The sequence below is a fragment of the Cryobacterium sp. TMS1-20-1 genome, assembly GCF_004402355.1.
GTDB classification, from domain to species: domain Bacteria; phylum Actinomycetota; class Actinomycetes; order Actinomycetales; family Microbacteriaceae; genus Cryobacterium; species Cryobacterium levicorallinum.
Map to the genome: position 1 here is coordinate 22,493 of NZ_SOGF01000055.1, position 23,635 is coordinate 46,127.

The 23,635-nt window shown below is 63.6% G+C and carries 27 protein-coding genes; 17 read left to right on the forward strand and 10 right to left on the reverse strand.

All coding sequences use genetic code 11. The annotated features are described in order from the left end of the window. Positions 1–190 precede the first annotated feature (190 nt). Together E3O45_RS13655 and E3O45_RS13660 are read right to left on the reverse strand one after the other, a co-directional pair. Complete coding sequence (locus E3O45_RS13655) at positions 191–595, reverse strand: nuclear transport factor 2 family protein (protein WP_134443966.1); 405 nt, start codon at positions 593–595, stop codon at positions 191–193. 2 nt (positions 596–597) lie between these two features. Beyond that, on the reverse strand, positions 598–2,172 hold the full coding sequence (locus E3O45_RS13660; RefSeq protein WP_134443875.1) for a cytosine permease: 1,575 nt from the start codon (positions 2,170–2,172) through the stop codon (positions 598–600). 96 nt (positions 2,173–2,268) lie between these two features. Here E3O45_RS13660 and E3O45_RS13665 point away from each other — a divergent pair, with 96 nt between their 5' ends. The 5 genes from E3O45_RS13665 to E3O45_RS13680 all read left to right on the forward strand — a co-directional run bounded on the left by E3O45_RS13665 (position 2,269) and on the right by E3O45_RS13680 (position 5,630). Further along, positions 2,269–2,937 (forward strand): cyclase family protein, encoded by a 669-nt coding sequence (locus E3O45_RS13665; RefSeq protein WP_134443876.1) that lies wholly within the window; start codon positions 2,269–2,271, stop codon positions 2,935–2,937. A gap of 70 nt (positions 2,938–3,007) precedes the next feature. Beyond that, positions 3,008–3,946, forward strand: a complete 939-nt coding sequence (speB, locus tag E3O45_RS13670; protein ID WP_134443877.1) for an agmatinase — start codon at positions 3,008–3,010, stop codon at positions 3,944–3,946. Positions 3,947–4,059: 113 nt separating this feature from the next. Further along, entirely contained in the window at positions 4,060–4,644 is a 585-nt protein-coding gene (locus E3O45_RS13675) for a helix-turn-helix domain-containing protein (RefSeq protein WP_134443878.1), read from the forward strand. A 208-nt stretch (positions 4,645–4,852) separates the two neighbouring features. Beyond that, the gene (locus E3O45_RS17575; protein ID WP_166789499.1) at positions 4,853–4,996 is read left to right on the forward strand and encodes a hypothetical protein; all 144 of its coding nucleotides are present in this window, start codon (positions 4,853–4,855) and stop codon (positions 4,994–4,996) included. A 172-nt stretch (positions 4,997–5,168) separates the two neighbouring features. Continuing rightward, positions 5,169–5,630 carry an SRPBCC domain-containing protein gene (locus E3O45_RS13680; RefSeq protein ID WP_166789500.1) on the forward strand — a complete coding sequence of 154 codons (462 nt, stop codon included), beginning with the start codon at positions 5,169–5,171 and terminating at the stop codon, positions 5,628–5,630. Between the two features lie 147 nt (positions 5,631–5,777). On the opposite strand, the gene E3O45_RS17810 is transcribed toward E3O45_RS13680, so the two are convergent. From E3O45_RS17810 to E3O45_RS13695, 4 genes are read right to left on the reverse strand one after another with little or no spacing between them, the layout of a single operon-like run. Further along, entirely contained in the window at positions 5,778–6,089 is a 312-nt protein-coding gene (locus tag E3O45_RS17810) for a PLP-dependent transferase (protein WP_198418271.1), read from the reverse strand. A gap of 15 nt (positions 6,090–6,104) precedes the next feature. After that, complete coding sequence (locus E3O45_RS17815; protein WP_198418267.1) at positions 6,105–6,266, reverse strand: hypothetical protein; 162 nt, start codon at positions 6,264–6,266, stop codon at positions 6,105–6,107. A 39-nt stretch (positions 6,267–6,305) separates the two neighbouring features. Then, positions 6,306–7,025, reverse strand: coding sequence for a B3/4 domain-containing protein (locus E3O45_RS13690; RefSeq protein ID WP_134443880.1), 720 nt, complete (start codon positions 7,023–7,025; stop codon positions 6,306–6,308). A 13-nt stretch (positions 7,026–7,038) separates the two neighbouring features. Next, the gene (locus tag E3O45_RS13695; RefSeq protein ID WP_198414327.1) at positions 7,039–7,647 is read right to left on the reverse strand and encodes a helix-turn-helix domain-containing protein; all 609 of its coding nucleotides are present in this window, start codon (positions 7,645–7,647) and stop codon (positions 7,039–7,041) included. 66 nt (positions 7,648–7,713) lie between these two features. Between E3O45_RS13695 and E3O45_RS13700 the strand changes: the two genes are divergently transcribed. The 9 genes from E3O45_RS13700 to E3O45_RS13740 all read left to right on the forward strand — a co-directional run bounded on the left by E3O45_RS13700 (position 7,714) and on the right by E3O45_RS13740 (position 15,122). Next, positions 7,714–8,619, forward strand: coding sequence for a dihydrodipicolinate synthase family protein (locus tag E3O45_RS13700; protein WP_134443882.1), 906 nt, complete (start codon positions 7,714–7,716; stop codon positions 8,617–8,619). A 371-nt stretch (positions 8,620–8,990) separates the two neighbouring features. After that, positions 8,991–9,578 carry a phosphatase PAP2 family protein gene (locus E3O45_RS13705; protein ID WP_166789501.1) on the forward strand — a complete coding sequence of 196 codons (588 nt, stop codon included), beginning with the start codon at positions 8,991–8,993 and terminating at the stop codon, positions 9,576–9,578. Then, positions 9,568–10,242 carry a response regulator transcription factor gene (locus tag E3O45_RS13710; RefSeq protein WP_134443884.1) on the forward strand — a complete coding sequence of 225 codons (675 nt, stop codon included), beginning with the start codon at positions 9,568–9,570 and terminating at the stop codon, positions 10,240–10,242. Before E3O45_RS13705 ends, E3O45_RS13710 begins: the two co-directional genes overlap by 11 nt. Then, positions 10,239–11,252, forward strand: coding sequence for a HAMP domain-containing sensor histidine kinase (locus tag E3O45_RS13715; RefSeq protein WP_134443885.1), 1,014 nt, complete (start codon positions 10,239–10,241; stop codon positions 11,250–11,252). The genes E3O45_RS13710 and E3O45_RS13715 overlap by 4 nt, the downstream gene beginning before the upstream one ends. Positions 11,253–11,382: 130 nt before the next feature. Beyond that, on the forward strand, positions 11,383–12,201 hold the full coding sequence (locus E3O45_RS13720) for a hypothetical protein (RefSeq protein ID WP_134443886.1): 819 nt from the start codon (positions 11,383–11,385) through the stop codon (positions 12,199–12,201). Between the two features lie 72 nt (positions 12,202–12,273). After that, positions 12,274–12,927, forward strand: a complete 654-nt coding sequence (locus tag E3O45_RS13725) for a DedA family protein (protein WP_134443967.1) — start codon at positions 12,274–12,276, stop codon at positions 12,925–12,927. A 149-nt stretch (positions 12,928–13,076) separates the two neighbouring features. Continuing rightward, positions 13,077–13,757 (forward strand): response regulator transcription factor, encoded by a 681-nt coding sequence (locus E3O45_RS13730; protein ID WP_134443887.1) that lies wholly within the window; start codon positions 13,077–13,079, stop codon positions 13,755–13,757. Beyond that, positions 13,757–14,704 (forward strand): cell wall metabolism sensor histidine kinase WalK, encoded by a 948-nt coding sequence (locus tag E3O45_RS13735; RefSeq protein ID WP_134443888.1) that lies wholly within the window; start codon positions 13,757–13,759, stop codon positions 14,702–14,704. Before E3O45_RS13730 ends, E3O45_RS13735 begins: the two co-directional genes overlap by 1 nt. Positions 14,705–14,807: 103 nt before the next feature. Beyond that, positions 14,808–15,122: a hypothetical protein gene (locus tag E3O45_RS13740; RefSeq protein ID WP_134443889.1), complete on the forward strand. Its 315-nt coding sequence runs from the start codon at positions 14,808–14,810 to the stop codon at positions 15,120–15,122. 987 nt (positions 15,123–16,109) lie between these two features. On the opposite strand, the gene E3O45_RS13750 is transcribed toward E3O45_RS13740, so the two are convergent. Then, on the reverse strand, positions 16,110–16,937 hold the full coding sequence (locus E3O45_RS13750; protein WP_134443890.1) for an SDR family oxidoreductase: 828 nt from the start codon (positions 16,935–16,937) through the stop codon (positions 16,110–16,112). 343 nt (positions 16,938–17,280) lie between these two features. Between E3O45_RS13750 and E3O45_RS13755 the strand changes: the two genes are divergently transcribed. Together E3O45_RS13755 and E3O45_RS18125 are read left to right on the forward strand one after the other, a co-directional pair. Beyond that, positions 17,281–17,955 (forward strand): haloacid dehalogenase type II, encoded by a 675-nt coding sequence (locus E3O45_RS13755; RefSeq protein ID WP_134443891.1) that lies wholly within the window; start codon positions 17,281–17,283, stop codon positions 17,953–17,955. Positions 17,956–17,961: 6 nt separating this feature from the next. Beyond that, positions 17,962–18,414 (forward strand): HipA N-terminal domain-containing protein, encoded by a 453-nt coding sequence (locus tag E3O45_RS18125; RefSeq protein WP_255452986.1) that lies wholly within the window; start codon positions 17,962–17,964, stop codon positions 18,412–18,414. On the opposite strand, the gene fdhA is transcribed toward E3O45_RS18125, so the two are convergent. The 3 genes from fdhA to E3O45_RS13775 form a co-directional block, all read right to left on the reverse strand. Beyond that, positions 18,322–19,542: a formaldehyde dehydrogenase, glutathione-independent gene (gene fdhA, locus E3O45_RS13765; protein WP_134443892.1), complete on the reverse strand. Its 1,221-nt coding sequence runs from the start codon at positions 19,540–19,542 to the stop codon at positions 18,322–18,324. The genes E3O45_RS18125 and fdhA overlap by 93 nt on opposite strands. A gap of 140 nt (positions 19,543–19,682) precedes the next feature. Further along, complete coding sequence (locus E3O45_RS13770; protein ID WP_134443893.1) at positions 19,683–21,098, reverse strand: ferredoxin reductase; 1,416 nt, start codon at positions 21,096–21,098, stop codon at positions 19,683–19,685. Continuing rightward, positions 21,095–22,399, reverse strand: a complete 1,305-nt coding sequence (locus E3O45_RS13775) for an SRPBCC family protein (protein ID WP_134443894.1) — start codon at positions 22,397–22,399, stop codon at positions 21,095–21,097. Before E3O45_RS13775 ends, E3O45_RS13770 begins: the two co-directional genes overlap by 4 nt. A gap of 155 nt (positions 22,400–22,554) precedes the next feature. Here E3O45_RS13775 and E3O45_RS13780 point away from each other — a divergent pair, with 155 nt between their 5' ends. Further along, positions 22,555–23,487, forward strand: coding sequence for a LysR family transcriptional regulator (locus tag E3O45_RS13780; protein ID WP_134443895.1), 933 nt, complete (start codon positions 22,555–22,557; stop codon positions 23,485–23,487). Positions 23,488–23,635: the final 148 nt, after the last annotated feature.

A 23,635-nucleotide genomic window follows, 5' to 3' on the forward strand; every position in this document is an offset into this window, starting at 1 on the left:
TCAAGTCTCACCACCGCGATTGGAACTCCCGTGATCAGGAATTTCCAGCCCGCACAGATGCATGACACCCGATGCTGTCAACGTTTATTCAACGTTTATCCCGGAAAGCTGCCTATTGTTTGCGCTGGCGCAGAAGTCGCTCGAGTCACCTTAGAGTTACTAAGAGCGACTGCGATCGCCGTCGGGGGAGTTAGTCGGCGGCGTTGTTGGTGCGCATGGACAGGTGCTCGTGGATACCGAGCCAGGTTCCGCCTGTGAGTGAAAGCACGATGGTCTCAGATTCCTGACTTGTCGACCGTTCGCCCGCAACTTCGGAGACTGTCTCGACATCGTGGGTGAACACGGCGACGGAGCCAACCAGCTGAATGCGGCGGTTCGTAGACGTGCATGAGATGACCGTGAATCCGTCTGATTCCCATTCCAGCCAGAGCTGCTCATACTCTTCCCGCGACTCCAGGCGCCGCCCGACGTTGTGGAACATGAAGGTTGCCTGCGGGCTGAACCGGGCGAAATAGGCGTCGCGGTGGTGATGACCGAAGTCCTCGATGATCTGGTCGGCTGCGGCCAACGCATCCGCTGTCACTGCTTCGGGCATGCTCACGTTGCGGATCCGACTCGGCGTGCTGCGACCTTGGCGGCGGTGGACGAATGGTCGGTTTCGATGGCAGGGATAGTCGATTCTCTGGTTGGTACGCCGCGTGCGCCTTGATCACCAAACACGAATCGTGGCTCGGGAAAGAGCCAAAGCGCTCCAAGATAGAGAACGGCCGCCGAGATCACGGCGATCGCGAGGCTGAGATCGACGCCGCCGCCCAGATTGATGAAGGGTCCAACGATGATGGGCGGGTAGTTCGCAAAGAGCAGTCCGAGGGTAGCGGCTCCGATCCAGGCGACCATTCCGCGCCAGTTGACTCCGTTGTTGAACCAGTAAGCGCCGCCGATTTCACCTCGGTTGAAAACCTGGAGATCGCGCGGGCGAAAGCTGCCTCGGCGCACGATGTAGCCAATGGCCATGATGACCATCCACGGGGTGGTCGTGACGATGATGGCTCCGACGAAAGCGTTCACGGCGCCGAGCAGGTCGAAGAAGATGCGACCGGTCAGGATGAAGAGGAAGGCGACGATGCCGATACCGATGGTGGCCTGGGCGCGGGTGAATCGAGGAAAGACGGAGGAGAAGTCGAGGCCTGTGCCGTAGAGCGAGGTCGTGCCCGTCGACAGTCCGCCGATGAAGGCCACTCCCATGAGGAGTACCGCGTACCAGATGGGCGATGCCTGGATGAGGGCGACGACGTAGTCGCTCTCGCCAGCGACGATCGTTGCGGTCGCCACACCGAAGAGGAAGGGAATGAGGGTGAGGGACTGGCCGATCAGTGTTGCGCCGAGGATCTTGCGCGGAGGGGTGGTGCGGGGGATATACCGGGACCAATCTCCGAGGAACGCCCCGAACGAGATGGGGTTGGAGGCCACGATGAGCGCGGCGGCGACGAATGTCGGCCAGAAGGAGCCGAGCGCGAAGGCCGCGGGTCCGGGATTGTAGGAGCTGTCAAACACACCGTTGAACGCGACGATAGCCAGCAGGATGAGGATCGTGTTGGCGATGACCGCGGTCTTGTTCACCAGCAGCATGAACTGATAACCGAACACCACCACGACGATGACGATCACTCCGATCACTCCGTAGACCAGGGTGCGAAGTCCGATTGAGTCCGGTATGCCTCCAAGCCGGGTGAGCGCACCCACGAGTGCGTCGCCACTGACCCACACTGAGATGGAGTAGAAGGCGATGGCGGTGAGAAGGGAGAGGAACGAGCCGACCACTCGCCCGCGCACGCCGAAGAATGCAGCGGATGACACCGCGTTGTTGGTGCCTGTTTTCGGGCCGAATAGTCCCATCGGCATCAGGAAGAACGTGCCGACGAGCACTCCGCAGATCGTTGCGAGGGTGGCTTGCCAGAAGGATAGGCCAAGGACGATCGGGAAGGTACCGAGCAGCACGGTGGCAAACGTGTTCGCGCCGCCGAACTGGATGCGGAGGAGGTCGAGCCAGGTCGAGGTACGGTCGGCGTCGGGAATGGTGTCGACGCCGAGGGTTTCAACCTCGGTGATTTTTGGCCGCGCGTTTAGCTCGACGGCGGGCGCGGTGTGATGAACGCCATTGTTGTCACTCATGGGTTTGCCTTTGACTCGTGGAGGGGGGGCCGGCGGAGGCGGCAGGTTTTGATTGACACTAGCGGGATGTTGTCTCTTGTGCAATAGTTTTTGTCTATGAAGACAAACAAGGTCGTGGATCTCTCCCTCCTGGTGAACGCAGACACCCAGGTCTATCCGGGAGATCCTGTGCCACGGTTTGACCCGCACAGCACGATCGATCGCGACGGCTTTAACCTTCTCTCGGTGTCCATGGGGTCACAAACAGGCACCCACGTTGACGCTCCGTACCACTTTGATGATGCGGCCAAGAAACTCGATGAGTTGCCGCTGGACCGGTTCGTCGGCACAGGTGTACTCGTCGACGCCCGTGCCGCGGGCGCGCGCGGTCGCATCACGTGGTCGTACTTCAAGCCCGTCGAGGCGCAACTTCTGCCGGGAGCTATCGTGCTTCTCCACACGGGATGGAGCGCGCACTGCGGCTCACCGACCTACTTCGACAATCCATTCCTCGACGCCGATGCCTGCGCCAAACTCATTGCCCTGGGCATTCGCACCTTCGGGATCGACGCGATCAACATCGATGAGACACCGAACTCCACCCATCACGGTGAGGGCTTTCCCGTGCATCACCTCATTGCAGACGTTGACGGCGTGATCTGCGAGAACCTCACGAATCTTGCGTCGGTCGACTTCGATGAGCCCTTCATCTCCCTGCTGCCCATCGCCTTCGACGCGGCGGATGGAGCGCCCGTGCGGGCTGTCGCGCTGCAACTTACGCCATAGGCAGGCCGCACTCCCTGTCACCACCGGCTCGCAGTTCACTCTTCCACCGATTCCTTCCAAGAAAGCTCCCATGAACAATCCGATCGGCCCATCCGACGCCAGCATTTCACCCCGCTATGCCGGCATCGCCACCTTCGCCCGACTTCCCCGCATCGAAGACGTGTCCAACGCAGACATAGCCGTTGTGGGTGTGCCGTTTGACAGCGGTGTCAGCTACCGTCCCGGAGCCCGCTTCGGCCCGGCCCACGTGCGCGAGGCCTCCCGGCTGCTCCGGCCCTACAATCCCGTGCAGGATGTAGAGCCCTTCTCCGCCCAGCAGGTCGTCGACGCCGGAGACATTGCGGCGAACCCCTTCAATATCGATGAGGCAGTCGCTCAGATTGAGGCAGAGGCAACCCGTCTCGGCGCTGGCGGAACACGACTGCTGACGATTGGGGGGGACCACACCATCGCCCTTCCCCTGCTGCGGGCGGTCACCAAGGTGACGGGTCCGGTCGCGGTGCTGCACTTCGACGCTCACCTCGACACGTGGGACACCTACTTCGGCGCACCTGTGACCCACGGCACGCCCTTTCGCCGCGCATCCGAGGAGGGTTTAATCGACCTCGAAGCCAGCCTGCATATCGGTATTCGTGGCCCGCTCTACGGCCGCAAGGACCTCACCGATGACGCCCGCCTGGGCTTCGCTGTCATTGCCGCCCACGAAGTCGAGACCGAGGGCGTTGCCGGAGTCGTGAAGCGGATGCTGGCCCGCCTCGGCAACCGCCCGGTATACGTGTCCGTCGATATCGACGTTCTCGACCCCGCTCACGCTCCCGGAACCGGCACCCCGGAAGCGGGCGGGCTGACGAGCAGAGAATTGCTGGCCATCATCCGTGCGCTGAGCGCCGTGCGGATCGTCGGAGCCGACGTCGTCGAAGTCGCCCCCGCCTACGACCATGCGCAGATCACGGCCGTTGCCGCCTCCCATGTCGCCTACGAAATCCTTTCGGCCATGACACCGCGCTAAGCCCGGCCCGCGGCGACGCCGGCCGCGCTTATGGCGGGAAGCGGTGAGAGATCGCGAGATACTGGGAAACAGTCCCACGTCAGGTCGAAACCCGTTAAGAAAGGCAAGGCACTGTGCGAGCTCTCAACCCAGCACCATCGGGCGCACCGCTCGCGATCGGAGCGAAACTCCGGGCAACGCGGCTAGCCCAGGCCTTGACGATCGCGGACGTAGCCGAGGCAAGTAACCTCAGCACCGGCTTCATTAGCAGAGTGGAGCGAGACGAGACCTCGCCCAGCGTGTCTTCGCTCGTGGCACTGTGCCAGGTGCTTTCCCTTCAACTCGGCTCGCTCTTCGAGGCGCCCGATAACGAGGTCATAGCCCTCGCCGATGCGGCACTCATCAACATGGGTGGGAAGGGCGCGATCGAAAAGCTGCTCACCCCACGGGGCGAGTCACGGGTGCAAGTACTCCGCTCGACCCTCGCCCCCGGAGCCTCAGGGGGAGACGCGCTATACACGATCAACTGCGATGTCGAGGTGTTACACGTGTTATCCGGGAGCCTCGTCCTTCGGCTGGTAGGAGGCGAAGTTGAACTATCGGAGGGGGACACGATGACCGTCGCGGGGCGCCAACCCCACTCTTGGGACAACCGCAGTGGGGGACAGACCGAGCTTCTCTGGACCATCGTTCCGGCCGCATGGAGCGGCTCGTCCTGACCGTTCCCACGGTTCGGCGAAACGGTTTGAGCGCGATCCGCTGCAGGAAGACTCCTCTGGGAAATGGTGTGCGCGACACTTTCGCCGGCCGACATCCGATTCTAAAATAATCGTAGTCAGCCTCTTTTATGCGCCGTCGCTCGTTGCGACAGCTTGACGACTCTCCGTCTTTCAGGTTCTTGTTGCCGAACATCTGAAAGGCCGCGCCATGTTCGAACTCATTCTGGCCGCCACCGCCCGCACCTATTCTTTCTTGCGCCGGTTCATGCCGACCGCCCTCGCGATCGACGCCTTTAACACTCGGCGCGGGCTGAATTGGGGCGTGCCGGCGATGCTGCTCGCCGTTCCGTAGGCGTTTGCAGCTATCCATTGCCGAGCACACATCCGCGTTCACGGCGCTCACCCGGCCGTGAACAGATAGGCAATCATGGGTAGGCTCGACGAGGTGCGTTTGCAGAACTTATTGATGTGCCGCTCGGCGGGCAATGTCTCGTCGCGCTCGGCTTGAACGTGAAGGAAACACCGTGTCTGATCAGGCAAGAATCAAGGGGCACACCGTGACCCGCACCGTGCACATCGAGGCTTCGCGCGCGCGCGTCTGGAAGGCGCTGACCGACCCCAAGGTGATGGTCAAGTGGTTTGGCGACGGTGTGGTGTTCACCGCCCTCGAGCCCGGTGCTACTGGCAGCATCGACTGGGATGACTACGGTAGCTTCCCGATCGAAATCACCGAGGTCGTGCCCGACGGCTCGTTCGGCTTCCGTTGGTCGGGCATCCCCGCCGAACAGCTCGACGAGTACTCGACGCACGTGCGCTTCACCATCGCCGATGCTGGTTCCGGGACGGATGTCACGGTGATCGAATCGGGCTTCGACACCCTCCCCGGCGGCACCCGCTACCGTCGCGAACGTCTTGAGCAGAACCGGGAGGGCTGGGACGTCGAACTCGACGAGCTCGCGATGCTCTTCGAGGGTGTCGCTGAGTAGTTCACGCTCACGGGGGAGTCGCTCGACGAGTTGGCCACGTTGCTCGGCCGGTGGAGGACTACTTGGCGGAGCTCAGAGGATGCGCGTGAAAGCTCTCAAAATCTGCTCAGGGCGCGGTTCGTAACCCCGCAGACGTCGACCCAGGCGTCATGGCGGATTCGGTCGATCAGGGCGGCGTTGCCGGATTGCTTCCCGGACCGCGTCGAGGCCGGCGACGTCGACGAAGGACGCTTCGATCCCGTACCGTTCCGGCAGCAGCTCAGAGAACAGTCGCCAGACGGCCTCGCAGGTGACGTCGGAGACGATCACGTGATCGCCGGTGCGTAGCAGGGTGAAGAATACCCCGTGGAGGGCCGCGACATCGGTCGCGAACGCTACCGTCACCTCCCCGCCTTCGAGCGCTGCGATCTTTATTTCAAGGGCTTCCTGGTTGGCGGAACCATTCCGCCCGCAGACCAGCTGCTCGGTCGCTGATCAGTTCATCGATGCCGGGTCCTCGGGCAGTAAATAGGAGTTCGCCATCACCAACGGGCTCCGGATCGCGCCCGTACCGGCGTCGATGAGGTTACCACCATGGACGGCCCAGGTAAGTTCGCCAACGGTCGAGGCGTCGTGCTTGTCCGGTGAAGGCGTCATGGCAGTCCTGTTCCGGGAGGTAGAACGCGAGTGGCGAGGTCAGTTGGGGGTGGGGCGCACGAGGATTCGTGATTCGACGACGACGTCGGGGCCGAGCCGGGCGAGGTGGGTGGCGAGGTCTTCGGTCGCTGTGTGCAGCTGCTCGTCGGTCATCGGGGCGAGCCCATCCAAGATGAACAGGACACGTGTGGTGCTGTCGCGCAGCTGCGTGCGGCGGCCTTGACGCCAGTTCCACCGCCGGCAGGTGACGCCGGCGTCATCGCACCAAACGACCTCACCGGAGTCGGGGTGCTCGGTGACGTCGGCGCCGCCGGCAGTGGTATCGAAAGTTTCGTCGCCAGCGGCACGGATGAGGCGGGGTGCGCCGACGTAACGGTCAAGGTCCTCGCCGCCGAGAGGCACCTGATGCAGGACAGAGATCGCGTTATAGAGGTCCGTCAGCCGGTTCACCCGTGGCAGCCCGTCCCCGGCCCGGCGAAGGAGCGCCTCGAGGCTGTTCCGCGTGCGTTGTGGTTTCGCACCGAAGCCACGGTAGGCATCCCGCCACGCCGCAACGTGCGGCACCTCCTCGACCGGTGCTGCTGCCAGGAGGTGCCGGGCTGTTGTCTCCGCCTCGTGCAGCAGAGCGTCACTGGCGTCGTCGCTTTCCCCCGGGGTGAGGCCAGACACCGTGAGGAGGCAGGCGCGGTAGTCCGGTCGAAGCGCGAAGATCTCATCGTCGACGTAGGCCCCGCTGAGGAGGTCGTGATAGGTCGTCATGGTGTTCCTGTCGTCAGGTGGTCTGGTGGGAGGGGCGTGGGCTGGACGTACCGACGCCGGGCTCGAAGACGGCGAGCGTGAACTCCGCAGTGGAATTCGACGTGTTCGCGTAGGCGTGCGCTTGGTCGCCATCGAACGCGAAGGTATCGCCGGGGCTGAGGTTCACCTCATCGGGGCCGGCGGTGAGGTTCACCACGCCTCGGCCGACGTGCAGGATCTCTCGTGTGCCTGCAACATGGGGAGTGCTTTCGTGGGTATCTCCGGGGGCGAGGGTCCACTGCCACAGTTCCAAGACGTCGGGCGAGGGGGTACCCGCAAGCAAAATTCCACTACCGCCGCTCGGGCTTGACCACAGTTCGGCGCCGTCGCCGCGACGCGTCAGTGCCGCTGGAACACCGTCCCGGGCTGCGACCAGCGTCGGAAGGCCGATTCCGAGCGCATCACTGAGAAGGAGCAGGGTCGCCACGCTCGGGTTGGCCTCGCCTTTTTCGACCGTGACGATCATCCGACGGCTGACCCCGGACTGCGCCGCCACCTCATCGAGCGTCCACTTCAGGGCATGCCGGCCCGCTCGAATGCGCGCGCCGATGACCGCCGCCAAGTCATCCCGTTCAACACCCATACGGTGCATCATAGTGCACTATGCTGGAAGGACTGCCGCAGCTACTGCCATCCGAATGGAGTGCCCATGTTCACCGGTCTGAGCGCCTTCCCCTTGACGCCGCTCCGCAACGACGCATTCGACGAGACCGCCTACGCCGCTCTGATCGGGAAGTTGGTCGCTGCGGGTGTCGACTCGATCACCGCTCTCGGCTCGACCGGGTCGTACCTGTATCTGGACCGCGAGGAGCGACGCCGCGTGGCACTGTGCGCCGTCCAGCACGCCGAGACGGTGCCAGTTATCGTCGGCATTGGTGCGCTCCGCACGTCGCACGTCCTCGCCCTGGCGGAAGACGCGCAGGAAGCCGGCGCACGCGCCGTGCTGCTGGCACCGGTCAGCTACCAGCCGCTCACGGACGATGACGTCTTCGGCTTGTTCGAGGACGTGACCTCGAACCTGTCTGTGCCGTTGGTCGTCTACGACAACCCTGGCACCACCCACGTCACCTTTACCGACGACCTGTACGCCAGCATCGCCCGACTCCCGCAAGTGGCCTCGATCAAGATCCCGGGAGTCCCCGGAGTGCCAGCCCGTGCCGCCGCCCGGGTGCAAACAATCCGGGATGCGGTGCCCGCACACGTGACCGTGGGGGTCTCTGGTGATGCCTCGGCAGCGACCGGGTTGAACGCCGGATGCGACGCCTGGTACTCCGTGATCGGCGGAACACTCCCCGAACTCGCCCTCGCGATCACACGGGCCGCACAACACGGCGATAGCAGCGAAGCCGAGCAACAGTCCGCGCGGCTCGAGCCGCTGTGGGCCCTCTTCGCCGAGCTCGGCGGGAGCTACCGGGTGGTTGCCGCGATCGCAGAACAACTGGGCTTGGTGGCCCCGGACTGTCTGCCGCGCCCCATCCGAGGGTTGGACGCTCCGGCACGCGCCCGCGTCGAAGCCGTGATGACCAGGCTGCAGCTCGGAGCCGAGACCGCGTGAGCTATTCGACAACCGCAGCCTCCACGGCCCGCAGGCCGCTGCGAATGCGGCTGTCCACCCGGTTTCCCACGGCCAGTTTGCCGGGAGGTGCACTGCTTGTGTTCACCGCGTCGTTCGGTGAACTGCTCCGGGTAGGTGTTGAAGGAACCAACTCCTGCGGAGCGGGACTGAATCGTCAGTGAGAGCCCGTCCCGGCAGACACAATTCTTAGACGGTTCTGTGACGTGACGGGTGAGTCTGGGGGGATGAGCTCAGAAACCCGACCACTCCACAGCTTCGTTCGGACCGCTCTTCCCGCGGCTGGAGTCATTCTCACTGTCATAGCCGCTGGGTTCGTACTGACCGGGTCGGCGGGGTGGACGGACGGGGAGATGAATGTTCTCCGGCAGGTAAACGCTGACCACAGCGCGCCTCTGGACGCGGTGGCCCTCGGCATTGACTGGCTGTTCAGCCCCGCAGTGGGCGTGGTACTGGTCTTGTTGGCAGCCGGGTCGGTGCTGCTGTTGACCCGGCGACCCGGCGCGGCGATCCGCTTCGTGCTGGTGGTGATGATTCCCACGCTGGGCGCCGACGTGATCAAACTCCTGGTGCAGCGGGCGCGACCTGACATACCTTCGCTGCCGCACATCCTGCTGCTTGAACCGGGTGGTCTCAGCTTTCCGAGCGGACACACCAGCTTCGCCGCCTGCTTCCTGCTCGGGGTCGTCCTCGTCACGGCCGGTCACCGATGGCATCCGTTTGTAATTGGAACGGCCGCGGTGGTGGTGCTCGCCACGGCTGCGTCCCGGGTCTATTTGGGGGTGCATTACCCGTCGGATGTGGTGGCGTCGGTCGTGTACTCGCTTGCTGCCGTGGCGCTGGTAAACGCCGCCTCGGTGCTACTACTGGCACACTGGAGCGAACGTCGATCCGGCCTCCACGCTGGACCCGTGCACGGAGGAGTCTGGAATGCCCGCTGAGAGCACAGCTCGCCCCCGGCTGTTGTTGATCGAAGATGATGCCAAGCTCGGCCCGATGATCCGCGACGTGCTCACGGAAAACTACGATGTCACCCTGGTCGCCGACGGCGCGGAGGGACTTGCGGCCGGTCTCGGCGGCGAGTTCGAGGTGATGGTGATCGACCGGCGCCTGCCGACGCTGGACGGCCTCGGAGTGGTTGAAGCGCTCCGCCGCAAACTGGTGACCACTCCCATCCTGCTCCTCACTGCGCTGGGAACGACGGGGGACAAGGTGGCCGGGCTGGACATCGGCGCCAACGATTACCTGGTCAAACCGTTCGAATTCGATGAGCTCTTCGCCCGGCTCCGGGCCATCCGTCGGGTCTTCACCGGGGAGGGCCGCACGGTGCTGGTGGGCGCCTGGGAGTACTACCCCGACAGTCGAACGATCTATTCCCCGTATGACGGGCGCATCCTGCTGACGGTGAAGGAGAACGAACTGCTCAAATTGTTAGCGGATGCCCCACAACGCACGTTCTCCCGCCAGCAGATCCTGCAGACCGTGTTCAGCGCCGCGGACACCGCCGGGACGGTGGACACCTACGTGCATTATCTGCGGCGCAAGACCGAAACCGACATCGTCCTCACCGTGCGCGGTGCGGGTTACCGCCTGGGACAGCCATGATCCGAAGCAGAACCCGCATCGTTGACAGCGACACCCTCGCCATCCGTCGGGCCTCCCGACTCGTCGGGACCCGCATCGCGATCGCGTGCGCTGCGGTTGTCGCGGTGGTCATCGTGGCCGTCTTCGTTTACATCCTGTCCGAGATCTCGCCCGGTGAGCTGTTCGAACCGGTGCCCGACACCGACAACCTGCAGGTCAGCGCGGTCAACCTGCTGCGGGCCGCGGGAGTGTTGGGCGTGGCATTGATCATTCTGGCCGGTGTGTTGAGCTTTCTGGTCACCCGCCGGGCCGTGCAACCGCTCGGTGATGTGCTGCGCATCCAACGGGCGTTTGTCGCTGACGCCAGCCATGAACTCCGAACTCCGCTTGCGGTGCTTGATGCCCGCCTGCAAATTCTGCAGCGCACCCTCCCCGCCGATGACCCGTCGTCCTCGGTCGTTGCGGAGCTCCGCAGCGATGCGAAGGACCTCATCCACATCGTCAACGACTTGCTCGAATCTGCTGAAGTCGGCGGCGCGGCCGTGCACGACACCGTCGTCGTCGATCTGGTCGCTGCCGTCGATGCCGCGGTGCAATCGATGGCACTGATCGCCGTCGACAAAAACATCACCATTGAAATGGATGCGGCCCAGCCCGCGCCGGTGCGTGTGCCCGCCTCCAGCATCACCCGATGCGCGGTCGCGCTGTTGGATAACGCTGTGCGCTTCGCCCCCAGCGGGTCGATCGTCGCGGTGGGCGTGGCCGTGACCAAGAAGACGGTGGTGGTCACCGTGCGCGATCGCGGTCCCGGCATTCAAGGCATCGACCCCGCCCGCATCTTTGATCGATTCGCGCACTCCGGCGCGGCCGTGGACGGTGGCGGGGACGCCCGAACGGGGTTTGGTATCGGCCTGTCCTTGGTGCGGGAAATTGCGGTGCGCTACGGAGGAGCCGTGCACGTCGTCGACAGCGGCGCCGCAGGCACAGCGATCAGCCTCACCCTCCCGCGCGCGAAGCCAGCCGCATCCTGATCCTGCTCCGTCGAGCAGGTCGCCGCTCAGCCGGTAAGAAAAATCGTTTTCGATGATTGCCTTCTTCTGTGAGAAGTCTTAGACACCACCGTGTTCGCTGGTGTTACCGACCCCATCCCAGGAGGAACACATGTCCACGACCTCGACCCGCTCCACGACCTTTTCGCCCGTCCGGAATATCCTCACCAAGGTGCCCGAGGTCACCCTCATCTTCTGGGTGATCAAGGTACTCGCGACCACAGTGGGGGAGACCGCCGCGGACTTCCTCAACGTCGACCTCAACCTGGGACTGACGATCACGTCGATCATTATGGCGGTCCTGTTGGTCGCCGCGCTGATCGTGCAATTCAGATTGCAGAAATACACCCCGGCGGTTTACTGGCTGGCCGTGGTGCTCATCAGCGTTGTGGGAACTCTGATCACCGATAACCTCACCGACAGCCTCGGCGTTCCCCTGTGGGTGACGACGGTCGTCTTCGCCATCGCACTGGCCGCGACCTTCACCGTCTGGGCCATCTCGGAGAAGACCCTGTCCATCCACTCCATCTTCACGACTCGGCGGGAGTCGTTCTACTGGCTGGCCGTGTTGTTCACGTTCGCCCTCGGGACTGCGGCGGGCGACCTCGTCGCCGAAGGACTCAACCTGGGCTTCTTCGTCGCGCTGCTCGTCTTCGCCGCCGCCATCGCGCTGGTCGCTGTGGCGTACTTCGTCTTCCACTTGAACGCTGTGCTGGCCTTCTGGATCGCCTACATCCTGACCCGCCCGCTGGGCGCATCCACCGGCGATCTGCTGTCTCAGCCTGTCGCTGATGGCGGCCTGGGGCTGGGGACCACGGGAACGAGTGTGCTGTTCCTGGCCGTGATCCTCATCCTCGTGATCGTGCTCACCCGCCGCGCCCGCACCGCAGACGCCCAGCCGGAAGACGCCCAGCTCACGGCCACCGCCTAAACACCTCGCGCAGCAGCGGATGCCCGGATCGCCTTCAGAAAACTCAGAGAAAGTCCCTGCAGCATGAACACCATGGTCGCCACCGCACTACCCACGTCCGGTTTTCTGGATCCGCAATCTGTGATCGCCGGCGCCGGCGTCTGGGGTCTCGTGGTCGTCTGCGCGATCGTGTTCGTGGAGACGGGCCTGCTCGTCGGGTTCTTCCTGCCCGGCGATACCCTGCTGTTCTTCACCGGCGTGCTCGTCCTCGGCGGGGTGATCAGCCAGCCGCTCTGGATCGTGATCCCGGCCATTGCCCTATCGGCGGTGCTGGGCGACCAGCTCGGCTACCTCATCGGGCGCACGACGGGCCGACGTATTTTCGACCGGCGCGACTCCGGCCTGTTCAGCCGAAAGAGCGTCATCCGAACGCAGGGGTTCTTCGATCGGTTCGGCCCGGCGGCCGTCACCATCGCCCGCTTCGTACCGGTCGTGCGCACCTTTGCCCCCGTCGCGGCCGGCGTCGGCAAAATGCGCCGGCGGGTCTTCACACTGTTCAACATCATCGGCGCCGTGCTCTGGACGACCGCGGTGGTGCTCCTGGGCTTCGGGCTGGCACACATCCCGGGCGTCGCCGACTTCGCCGCACGCTACATCGATCTCGTGCTGATCGGCATCGTTGTGCTCTCCGTGGTTCCCGTCGTCATCCGAGCCCTCGTCTCACGCCGCCAGAATGCTCGGGTGTGAGGATCAGCGGAACGCGGCAGTGCATGCCGCAGTGATCGCCGTGAGGTTTCGGGCTTCTCATCCTGGTCTCATCGGCCACGGTCTAGGGTCGAGGCTATGACCATCACCCGCTGCCCGCCACGTCCGCAATCGGTCGGGCCGGGCAGCGTATGAAGATACTCGTCGTCGAGGATGACGTCCGCATCGCGGACGTCATCCGTCGTACCCTCACCGAATCCGGCTACGCCGTCGATGTCGCCCACACCGCGCCCGACGGCGTCCAGGCCTTCGAAATTGACACCTACGATCTGGTCGTACTAGACCTGATGCTCCCGGGACTGCCGGGCGGAGGGATGGACGTGTGCCGACGCATCCGCTTGATCAATAGCGACGTGCCCGTGCTGATGCTGACCGCGCTGGATTCGATGCGTACCAAGGTTGAAGGGCTCGACGCCGGCGCCGACGACTACATCGTCAAACCGTTCCACCTGGTCGAGCTGTTGGCCCGCGTGCGGGCGCTCCTTCGGCGTTCTCCGCGGGCGCACGCACCCGTGCTGCGGGCGCAAGGAGTATTCCTCGACCCCGCCACCCGCACCGCGGTCCGGGCCGGTCGCACGATTGTGTTGACGGCGAAGGAATTTGCCGTGCTGGAATACTTGATGAGCAACGCCGGCACGGTCATCAGCGCCACCGAGCTGATCGACCATGCATGGGACAGCAACTACGAGGGATTCAGCAACGTCGTGCAAACCTACATCCGCTACCTGCGGCAAAAACTCACCCTGCCCGGCGAAACGGACATCATCGAGACCCGGCGTGGCGCCGGCTACCTGATCCAAGCGGACAGCTGATGTTTCACCGCGCGCTGGTTCGACTCACCGTCACCTACACGATTGTGCAGCTGGTCCTGTTCGCCGCGTTCGCGGTTGGCATCTACATCTTCGTGACCGGGACCTTCGATTTCGACGCCGCTGAATCGGACGGTGCCGGCGCCCTCAACGCGGCCGAGCAGGGCTTCGCCAACCTCCGCACCGGCCTGCTCGTGCTCTACGCCGTCTTGTTGGTGCTGATCCCGATCGCGAGTTTTCTCATGGCCCGCGCCGCCCTGGCACCGTTGCAGAAAAGCTACGAGCTGCAGCAACGCTTCGTGGATGGCGCCTCTCACGAGATGCGCAGCCCGCTCAGTGTCATTCAGGGCGAACTCGAACTCGCCCTGCTCAGCATCCGCACTCCGGCCGAGTATGAGCGGGCGATGCAGACCGCGCTCGACGCCGTCGGCGGCCTCACCCAGCTCACCAATGACCTCCTGCTGCTATCGCGCGGCGCGGGAGCCGAGCTGAAGAAAACGTACGAACTCGTCGACCTGAATGACCTTGTCCGCCTCGACATTGACGCGCGCGCCAGTAGCCCAGTGGATGCCGCCCGGCTGGACGTTCACTGGGGGCGGGCCGCGGCCGTTCTGGGCTCCCCGGCCCTGCTCGCTCGAGCGTTCGCGAACGTCATCGACAACGCGTTGAAATTCACCCCGCCGACGGGCGTCATCACCGTCAGCACTGCCGTCCACGACAGCACCTGCACCGTCACCGTGCGGGACACCGGCATCGGCATGGACAACAACGACCTGAAACACGCCTTCGACCGGTTCTGGCGATCGGACCGGGCGCGATCACAGCCCGGGCACGGCATCGGCCTCAGCCTGGTGCAGCAGATCATCCACGCGCACGACGGGCGCATCACGCTCACCTCCCAGGTCGGCATCGGAACCACCGTGACAGTGAATCTTCCCCTCCGCCCCTAAAGTGACTCAGTAGCTCTGACTCTCACGCTCATCTCACGTGCCCCTCTCTAGCTTGGAAGTATGGCCCCGCAGTCGCGGAGCTCACTCACGAAAGGCACACACCATGCAGAAGAAGACGAAAATCGCCGGTGGCGCAGCAGTCGCTCTGGCCCTGGCCCTCGTCGGCGGCATCACCCTCACCGCCGGCGCTCAGACCACTCCCGCCAGCCCCTCATCGTCCACCTCGCACGTCGAACGAGGCGTCACGACGGCCGACACGGACAACGTTCAGGACGAGGTCGAAGACGGCACCAACGACGGCGAAACCGCCGACGAGTCCGGCACCGAGTCTGGTACCGAAACCGAAACCGAAACCGACACCGAGAACACGAGCGACGACATCAACGGTGTCGCCGTCGAAGACGGCACACAGGACTAACCCCTGATTAGGGATGGCCGGGGCACACATGCGCCTCGACCATCCCTCCGTCAGCATCGGGTTTCCCCCAATGCTTCGGGCGTCCACAAAGTCGTCCACTGTCCCGTGCTGTGCGTGGCAATATTTTGGCAACACTTGAATGAAATCGCATCGGTGTCCCGGGTGTTTAAAAGATTGAAAAACCCGGTAATCCTGCTGATCTGGGCGCGGTCCGGCGTCTGATTAGGGACGGTCTAGTTTTCAAATCCCACCGGTACGGTGGAGACCACGTCTCACAAGCTGGCGGCTGACGCCACGATGGGACAGGTCGACGTTGCGCGATCGTGACGAGCGCCACGGTCGACATCCTTCTCGGTGATCGGGTTGTGGGCATCGCAGTCTGAAGGCAACGTACGAAGCTGCGTGTCTCGCCTCGGCTGTCAACACTATGCCGGTAGGCAAGGACGGTTGCGAGACATCGGGAGGCGTCAATGACAAAGCTTATTGGGTCTGCGCGGGTATCGACCAAGAGTGAGACAACGGATCAGCAATTCAGCGATCCGCTCACTGCTGGCGTTCGCCGCCCCAGGCCCGTGGTCTGGGAGTTACGCCAGCGCAGCTGGCTCGGCTTTCCCTTGACCCCCGGCCGAGAGCGTCCGAGCGCCGCGGGTCACCCGAGCTGGCGGTTGTTTCTCACGAATCCGCCGCTGCGCTGCACGGCATCGGAAACCTGGATGCCGACGTCTACGAGCTCACCTTAGGGGGCCACAGAACAGTTCGCCTAGGACTGAGCCCCGGACCTCCTCCGCCAGCTAACGCGCAGCCCGACTTGACCGTGAACGCGCCAGGGATGATTGGATAAGAGGATGCGTGAGGCCCGGTACGCCACGCCCGCCGCGTTCCAGCGCACAGAATGCCACTTCGGGTCTGGATTTCGGCCTTTGAGGCAAGATTGGATCCGCTTGAGGTTGCGGTGTTCTTCACGTGGTGGTCTCGTAGTTTGGGCCGCTAGATGCTGCGGTGGTCGCGCACCGCGAGTTCGAGGGCTTCGAGGCCGGGAGCCAGTGCGGCATCCACGGCCAATGGGTCGGTGAGGTTGAGTTCCTGCATTGCTCGGCGGCCCTCGGGTGCGGTGTTGATTTCATGCTCACCTGCCTGCAACGCAGCGATCAGATCGGTGATGACGTCGGCCAGGCTGCGGCGGTCCCAGCCGAGGTCGGCGCCGGCGTTCTGCGAGGTCATCATGGCGGTATCGGTGGCCCCCGGGTAGACGGTCGCAACGTGCACGCCCGTTCCGATCAATTCCCGGCGCAGCGATTCGCCGAACTGGGCTAGGCCTGATTTCGTGGCCGCGTAGATCGAATAGAACGGCATCCCGACGAGGGCTATCCCGCTGGAAACGTTCAGGAGGATGCTTCCACGGCCCTTACCGCTCTGACGAAGCGCCGGCAGGAGGGCTTTGGTGAGCAGGATCGGAGCGGTGAGGTTCAGATCGATCATTGAATGGACATCCGCATCGCTGGTGAGCTCGAGCCGACCCGCGCGTACATTGCCGGCATTGTTGACGAGCAGGTCAACCGTGCTCCACGGTGCAACGGTGTCGGCGATCCGTTCAACAGCGCCAGGCTGAGTCAGATCTTCGACGAGGATTTCTGTTGTTCCGCCCGCGGCGGCGACGAGGCGGGCGGTTTCGGTGAGTGTGGCCAATTGGCGGCCGACCAGCAGGAGGTGACCACCGCGTCGACCAAACTCGAGGGCGATGGCCTGGCCGATGCCTTGTCCTGCGCCCGTGATGATTCCGCGGCGATTGGCGAGATCCAATTTGTTGAGGTCCATGGCGATCTTCTTTCCGTTGAGTTGAACGACGGTCCGTCGGGCGGCAGTACACCCGCCGATTCCGATACGTCTAGAAGACAACCATGAGGCAGGGGAGGAATTCCCGGCGGTGCATCCCACGCCTCACAGGATCAGTTTTAGGGCGCGGGCGAGGTTTTCGTAGACTGGAGGTCCGTGGATCCGTGGATCGCATCGTGTTCGCTGCCGTGACTCTGCCTATTGGGTGGAAGGGGTCGACCACATCGTTTGTCCGACTTCGTGTTTGAGTCGAGGCACGACCGGCGTGAACAGACGCCGTCGGTTTCCGATCTCGGGCACGTTGATCAATCTTAAGGAGCCCATCATGAATGCAGCCGCGTCAGTAATCGTTTTCGATGTCAATGAAACCCTCTCGGACATGTCACCAATGGAGAATCGTTTCGTGGAGGTCGGTGCCCCGGGTTATCTGGCCCGGATCTGGTTCGCATCATTGCTTCGGGACGGATTCGCCCTCGCCGCGTCTGGCGACAGTGCGAGATTCTCCGTGATCGGTACCGCGATCCTGCATGATCTGTTCCGCGGCATCGCCCTGACGCGCACTGTCGATGAGGCCGTATCCCATGTCTTGGAGGGCCTCGGGACGCTGAACCTGCACCCGGATGTCGCAGACGGGGTCAGGGCGTTGAAGGTCTCGGGGTACCGCCTCGCGACTTTGTCCAACGGGTCGGCACGGTTGGCACAAGCCATGCTGTCCGAGGCGGGGATTCGAGATAACTTTGACGCCCTTCTCACCGTCGAGGACGCACCGGCGTGGAAACCTGTCGGTTCCGCCTATCACTACGCAGCGAATGCTCTGGGGGTTCAGCCGGCCGACATGCTCCTGGTCGCCGTGCACCCCTGGGACATCCACGGGGCAGCCCAAGCGGGCCTCAGCACCGCTTGGATCAACCGAGGCGATGCCCCTTATCCGAGCTACTTTGCGCAACCGGACTACACCGTTCCCACCCTCCACGAGTTGGCTGCACACCTAAACGCCTAGGCAGCTGTGTGTTTGGGGCTCGGCAGCACGATCCTCTCCGCCTCGGTGCCGTTCGACCTTGTCAGCAACCGCAGCCGGGAGGGGCGAAGACGCAACTTCTTCGCAGAACTTTTGCCGGAAGGCACCGCCCTGGACGACCTCGCTGCCGAGATCAGAGTTTCCAGCGACGACACTATTGCGTTGCTGGCCCAGTTCGGCCGCGACATAGCCGGTGCCATTCAGACACACGTCATCAAGCCACCGTGCCGACATCGGCATAACATTCACCTGATCCGCAACACGTTCAAGCGCCTCGAAGACGGATTGGGCGGTGCACCGCCCACACGATATGGGTGGTGCACCGGCTGCTCTAACCTGCCTGTCGGACTATTTGCTGAGGTAGCCGTTCGGGTCCAGGACATACTTCGTGGCGGCGCCCGCATCGAATTCCGCGTACCCCCGCGGGGCATCCTGGAGTGAAATGGCTGTGGCGTTGACCGCCTTGGCGATCTGGATCCTGTCATGCAGGATCGCCATCATCAGCTGCCGGTTGTACTTCATGACCGGACACTGGCCGGTAGCAAAGGAGAGGGACTTCGCCCAGCCGGTGCCCAGGGACAGTGACAGGCTGCCCTTCTGGGCAGCCTCGTCCGCGGCGCCCGGATCCCCGGTGACATACAGGCCGGGAATGCCCAGGGACCCGCCGGCGGCGGTGAGATCCATCAGTGAATTGAGTACGGTGGCCGGCGCTTCCTGGGCCCCGGCACCATGTCCGTGTCCGCGGGCCTCGAAACCGACCGCGTCGATACCGGCATCGACCTCCCGGACCCCGAGAAGCTGCTCGATCTGGTCAGCCGGGTCCCCGTTGGCCACATTAACGGTTTCGCAGCCAAAGGATCGGGCCTGGGCCAGGCGATCCTCATTCAGATCCCCCACGATGACCACCGCAGCCCCCAGCAGTTGGGCGCTGGCTGCCGCGGCCAGCCCCACGGGACCGGCCCCGGCAACATAGACGGTGGACCCGACGCCGACACCTGCAGTAACGGCCCCGTGGAAACCGGTCGGGAGGATGTCCGAGAGCATGGTCAGGTCCATGATCTTTTCCAGGGCCTGGTCCCGATCGGGGAACCGCAGCAGGTTCCAGTCCGCGTAGGGGACCAGGACGAACTCCGCCTGCCCGCCGACCCATCCGCCCATGTCGACATAGCCGTAGGCGGAACCGGGACGGTCTGGGTTCACGTTCAGGCAGATTCCGGTCTTGCCTTCCTTGCAATTCCGGCAACGTCCGCAGGAGATGTTGAAGGGGACCGAGACGATGTCCCCGACCTTGATGAACTCGACGCCGGGCCCGGTCTCGATGACTTCCCCGGTGATCTCGTGCCCCAGGACGAGACCGGCCGGGGCGGTCGTGCGGCCACGAACCATGTGCTGGTCCGAGCCGCAGATGTTGGTGCTCACGGTGCGCAGGATGACCCCGTGCGGAATCTTCCGGCCGACATTGAGGGGATTGACGCCTGGGCCGGCTTGCAGTTCAAAGGTGGGATACGGGGTATCGATGATTTCCACGATCCCCGGCGCCTTGTATGCAACGGCTTTGTTACCTGACATTAAATGGCTCCTATGGGTTGGCGATCGAACCCTCACGGTGATGCGGGTCGCATCAGACTGCCTGTGAGGACGTTGTTGTCACTTTCGTGAAGCAAATCGGGTCTATTGATACGCTCCCGGCGGGGAGAAGCCGGAGGCGGCTAGGCATCGATCACTAAATCAGTGAGCGCGGTCGAGCAGCAGGGCAGGAACTTGCCTGCATCGATTTCCCGAGCCCGGATCCCGCCCTGGTGGTTCATGTCGACTTCCCCGGAAAGCTTGACGACTTTGCAGGAGCCGCACATGCCTTCCCTGCAGTTCGCGCCGATCCTGACGCCCGCACGCTGGGCCACCCCGAGGATATGTTCGGCGGGGTCGATGCGCACGTTGATGCCGGTGCGCAGGAAGGAAAGGGTGAGACTTCCCGTGCCGACCGTGTCGAAGCTCGAGACATCGGTGGACCCAGCCTCCGGCCCCACATCCGAACTGGCGTCGGGGGCTTCGGGACAGGACGAGTCCGGGTCGACGGTTTCCAGCGGCAGTCCCGTGGCCTCCAGGGTTCCCTCGGCATCGTAGCCGGGCTCGTAGAGCCCGAATGCTGCGGGCTGGCTTTCGTAGTAGTCCTCGGCGGAATCGGCGATTTCCTCGGCGATTTCCTCCGCAATATCCACTGCAAGCGCGACCTCCGCCTGGTATTCAAGAATGGTCTGGCGGTCTCCCGAGAAGAATTCCACGTGGATGGAGGTGTCGTCGACGCCGACTTTCTCAAGGAGCTTGGTGGCTGCGTTCAGGTAACCCTCGGGGCCGCAGGCATAAACCTGGCGGCCGTTGGCATCGGGGGCTACCTGGTCGAGCATGGCCGCCGTTAGCCTTCCGGTGAGCCCTTGCCACCCCTCGGGTTCGCTGCGGTTGCCCAGGGAGTAGAAGACCTTGACGCGTGAGTCCACGGAGGCGATGTAGTTCAATTCCTGGTGGAAGGCAAACCCTCCAGCATCCGCTCCGTGGAAGAGCAGCACGACATCGGCCTGTCCGGGCAGGGAGTGGATGGTCCGCACCATCGACATGATGGGGGTGATGCCGGAGCCGGCCGCCAATAAGAGGTACCGTGCCCGCCGATCGACGTCGGGCAGGTGGAAGGCCCCGACCGGCCCGAGCATCTCCAGGACGGTGCCGGGTTTGACGTTCGCGTGCACCCACGGCGAGACCTGCCCCGTGGGGTCGCATTTGACTGTTATCTCAAAGGTCCACGGCTTGGTGGGCGAACTGGACAGCGAGTAGCTGCGGTCCACGGCGTCCTGGTCCTCGCCGTTCACGGGAAAGGCGACATTCACGTACTGGCCCGGACGGAACGCCAGGGGCGCCCCGTCGGAGCGCCGGAACACGAAGGTCATCATGCCGCCCGCCTCGGGAATGGTCTCGACACATTCGGCCATAAGCTCCTGCGGATTCCAGGGTCCCAATGCGCGGGCCGCGCCGGCGGGTCCATCGGTGCTGCCCAGCACCCTGTTCCACGGCATCTCCAGGCCGCGAATGCGCTGTGGCACCTGGATGGCCGTGACGGTGCCGAGTTCAATCATGCCAAGTGCTCCTGCACGCGCTGTACATACCAGTTGATGAATGCCTCGACCTGGTATTCACTCTTCATGTACGGGCCGGGCTCGTAGGCGGGGCTGCTGGCGCCCTTCTGGCACAACTCCACGAACGCCTTGTCCTGCAGATTGGTCTGCTTCCAGGTGTGGGTGAGCTTCTCCAGGTCGTAATCGACGCCTTCCACGGCGTCGTCAGCCACCAGCCAGGTGGTGCGTACCAGCGTCTGGTGCTCATTGACGGGGAAGACGGCGAACGTGATGATGTGGTCCGCGACGAAATGGAACCAGCTGTTGGGCTGCAGGTGCATCGAGCAGCGGCCAAGGCGGAAGTCGCGCAAGTCACCGAGCAGCTTCTTGGAGAGTCTGCGCCCGTCGGGCGAGAACGATTCGCCGTCGCCGTCGAGAGCGTCTCGTGAGATGCGGATTCCCCCTACGCGGGTGTCGAGTTCCTCGACGGCCTCATAGGGAAGGCCATAACGGCGGCAACGGTCCTCGAGCGAGGACTGTGCTTCCTTGTTTCGGCCCCACACCTCCTCAAGATGGAGCGGGATCAGGCCCTCCGTCAGGCCCCAGGTGGGAAAGAGGGAGCAGGCGAGTTCCGGGTGGCCGTCGCAGTGGTAGCACTCACGGTTGTTCTCCATGACGAGCTTCCAGTTGCCCTCCTCGACGATGTTCTGCTGGTAAGCGATTTTCGTCTTCGATAGGTCGTGGGGCGCAAGGTAGGGTTCGAAGATCTTTCCGGTTTCGTCGAAGTCCGTTGGCGGTTCATCCGCAATGCAGACGAAGATGAGTCCTGCGAACACGCGGCTGTGGGCGCGCTTGAGACCGAAACAGCCCTTGTCGAACTGCGTTTCCCCCGGTGCCGAGGCATGGACCAAATCGCCGCGGGGGGAGTAGGTCCACGAGTGATAGCCGCAGACCAGGTTGCCCGTGGTCCCCGAAGCTTCGGTCAGGACGCGGGCGCCCCGGTGGCGGCACACGTTGTGCAGCACGTTCACGCCGCCGTCGTCGTCGCGCAGCACGATCAGGGAATACGGGCCGTAATCGACAGTGACGTAGTCTCCTGGTTCCGGGAGCTCGGCGATGCTGGCGGCAAAGATCCAATGCTGGCCAAAAATGGCCTTCATGTCAATGTTGAAAATCGTCGGATCGGTGTAGAAGGGGGCATCGAGGGAATATCCCACCCGCCGAAAATCAAACAACTCGGTAATTTCCGCCATCTGCTCGGCTGGCAAGTATGAAGCGAGTCTTCCACGTGAATTGAGGGGCATGTGTACTGGAGCAGCCATGGGTTTCCTCCCGAGAGGGTTGGATGAGTGTGCGATGAGTGAGACCCGGAGTGGGGGGCAACCGGCGTTGTCGAAAACGGCTAATCCTGAGATTAGGGAGCATAGATCTGCAACAAAAGCGCAAGATTTAGCAAATAACAGTGCAGAATAAGTGCATGATCGATCCACGGCTTATAACACTTCGGGTACTTGGCCGGTGCGGCACCGTTGGGGCTACGGCGGCGCTCACGGGTTATTCTCCCTCCGCGGTCTCCGCGCAATTGCGGGAGTTCCAGCGTGTGCTCGGAATGCAGCTGCTGACGAAGGACGGTCGAGGGGTACGGCTAACCGCCGCGGGCCGCTATCTCGTGGCGGGCTCGGACGCGCTCATTGCGGAATGGGAGAGCCTGCGCGCCGCGGCCATGGAGGCCGGCGACCAGGTGCCGTCCCGTTTGGGGCTCGGTGGATTCTCCACGGCGGCTGCCCAGCTGCTCGCGCCGCTGGCCGCCACGCTGCGCTCGACACGCCCCCTGCTGGAGGTACAGGTACTCGAGGCCAACCCGGCTCGCTGCTTCGACTTGTTGGTTGCCGAGCGAATCGACCTCGCGGTCATCGTCGCCATGCAGTCCGACACCCCGGTTGAGGATGATGCGCGCTTCGAACAGACTGTTCTGCTCGACGATCCCCTGGACGTGATCATTCCCGCCGACCATCCGTTGGCATCACGGCAAACGGTGACGCTCGAGGAGCTGGCCACGGAACCCTGGATCACCGAGGCGGCCGGCTCCACTTACCATGCCCTATTTACGGCGGCGTTCACGGCAGTCGGGGTGACACCGCGCATTGCCCATGAGGCCGTGGAATGGGAAACCCAGATCGCCTTCGTTGGTGCTGGGCTGGGCTTGGGACTGCTGCCGCGACTGGCGCCGCTGCACGGTGCCGAAAACGTGGTACGACTGCGCATTGCCGGCAAGGGCAAACCCTCGCGCCGCATTGTCGCTGCGGTGCGCACGGGCAGCATCACATCGCCCCTGATCCAGGAGTCGCTCGGCATTTTGCAGGTCAGCGCCAATCGGATCCTCACCGCCCGACCCGAAGACGATCTCTGAGAGCGGATGCCCACGATTCGTCGCAGACAGGGCCAGCAGATCCGCATGGTGGCGACACGTTCGCGCTGCCCGAACAAGGAGCTGAAAACAAGTCACCCACCCACCCACGGATTTCCGGTGGGTGGGTGAGTCTACCGACCCGGCTGAG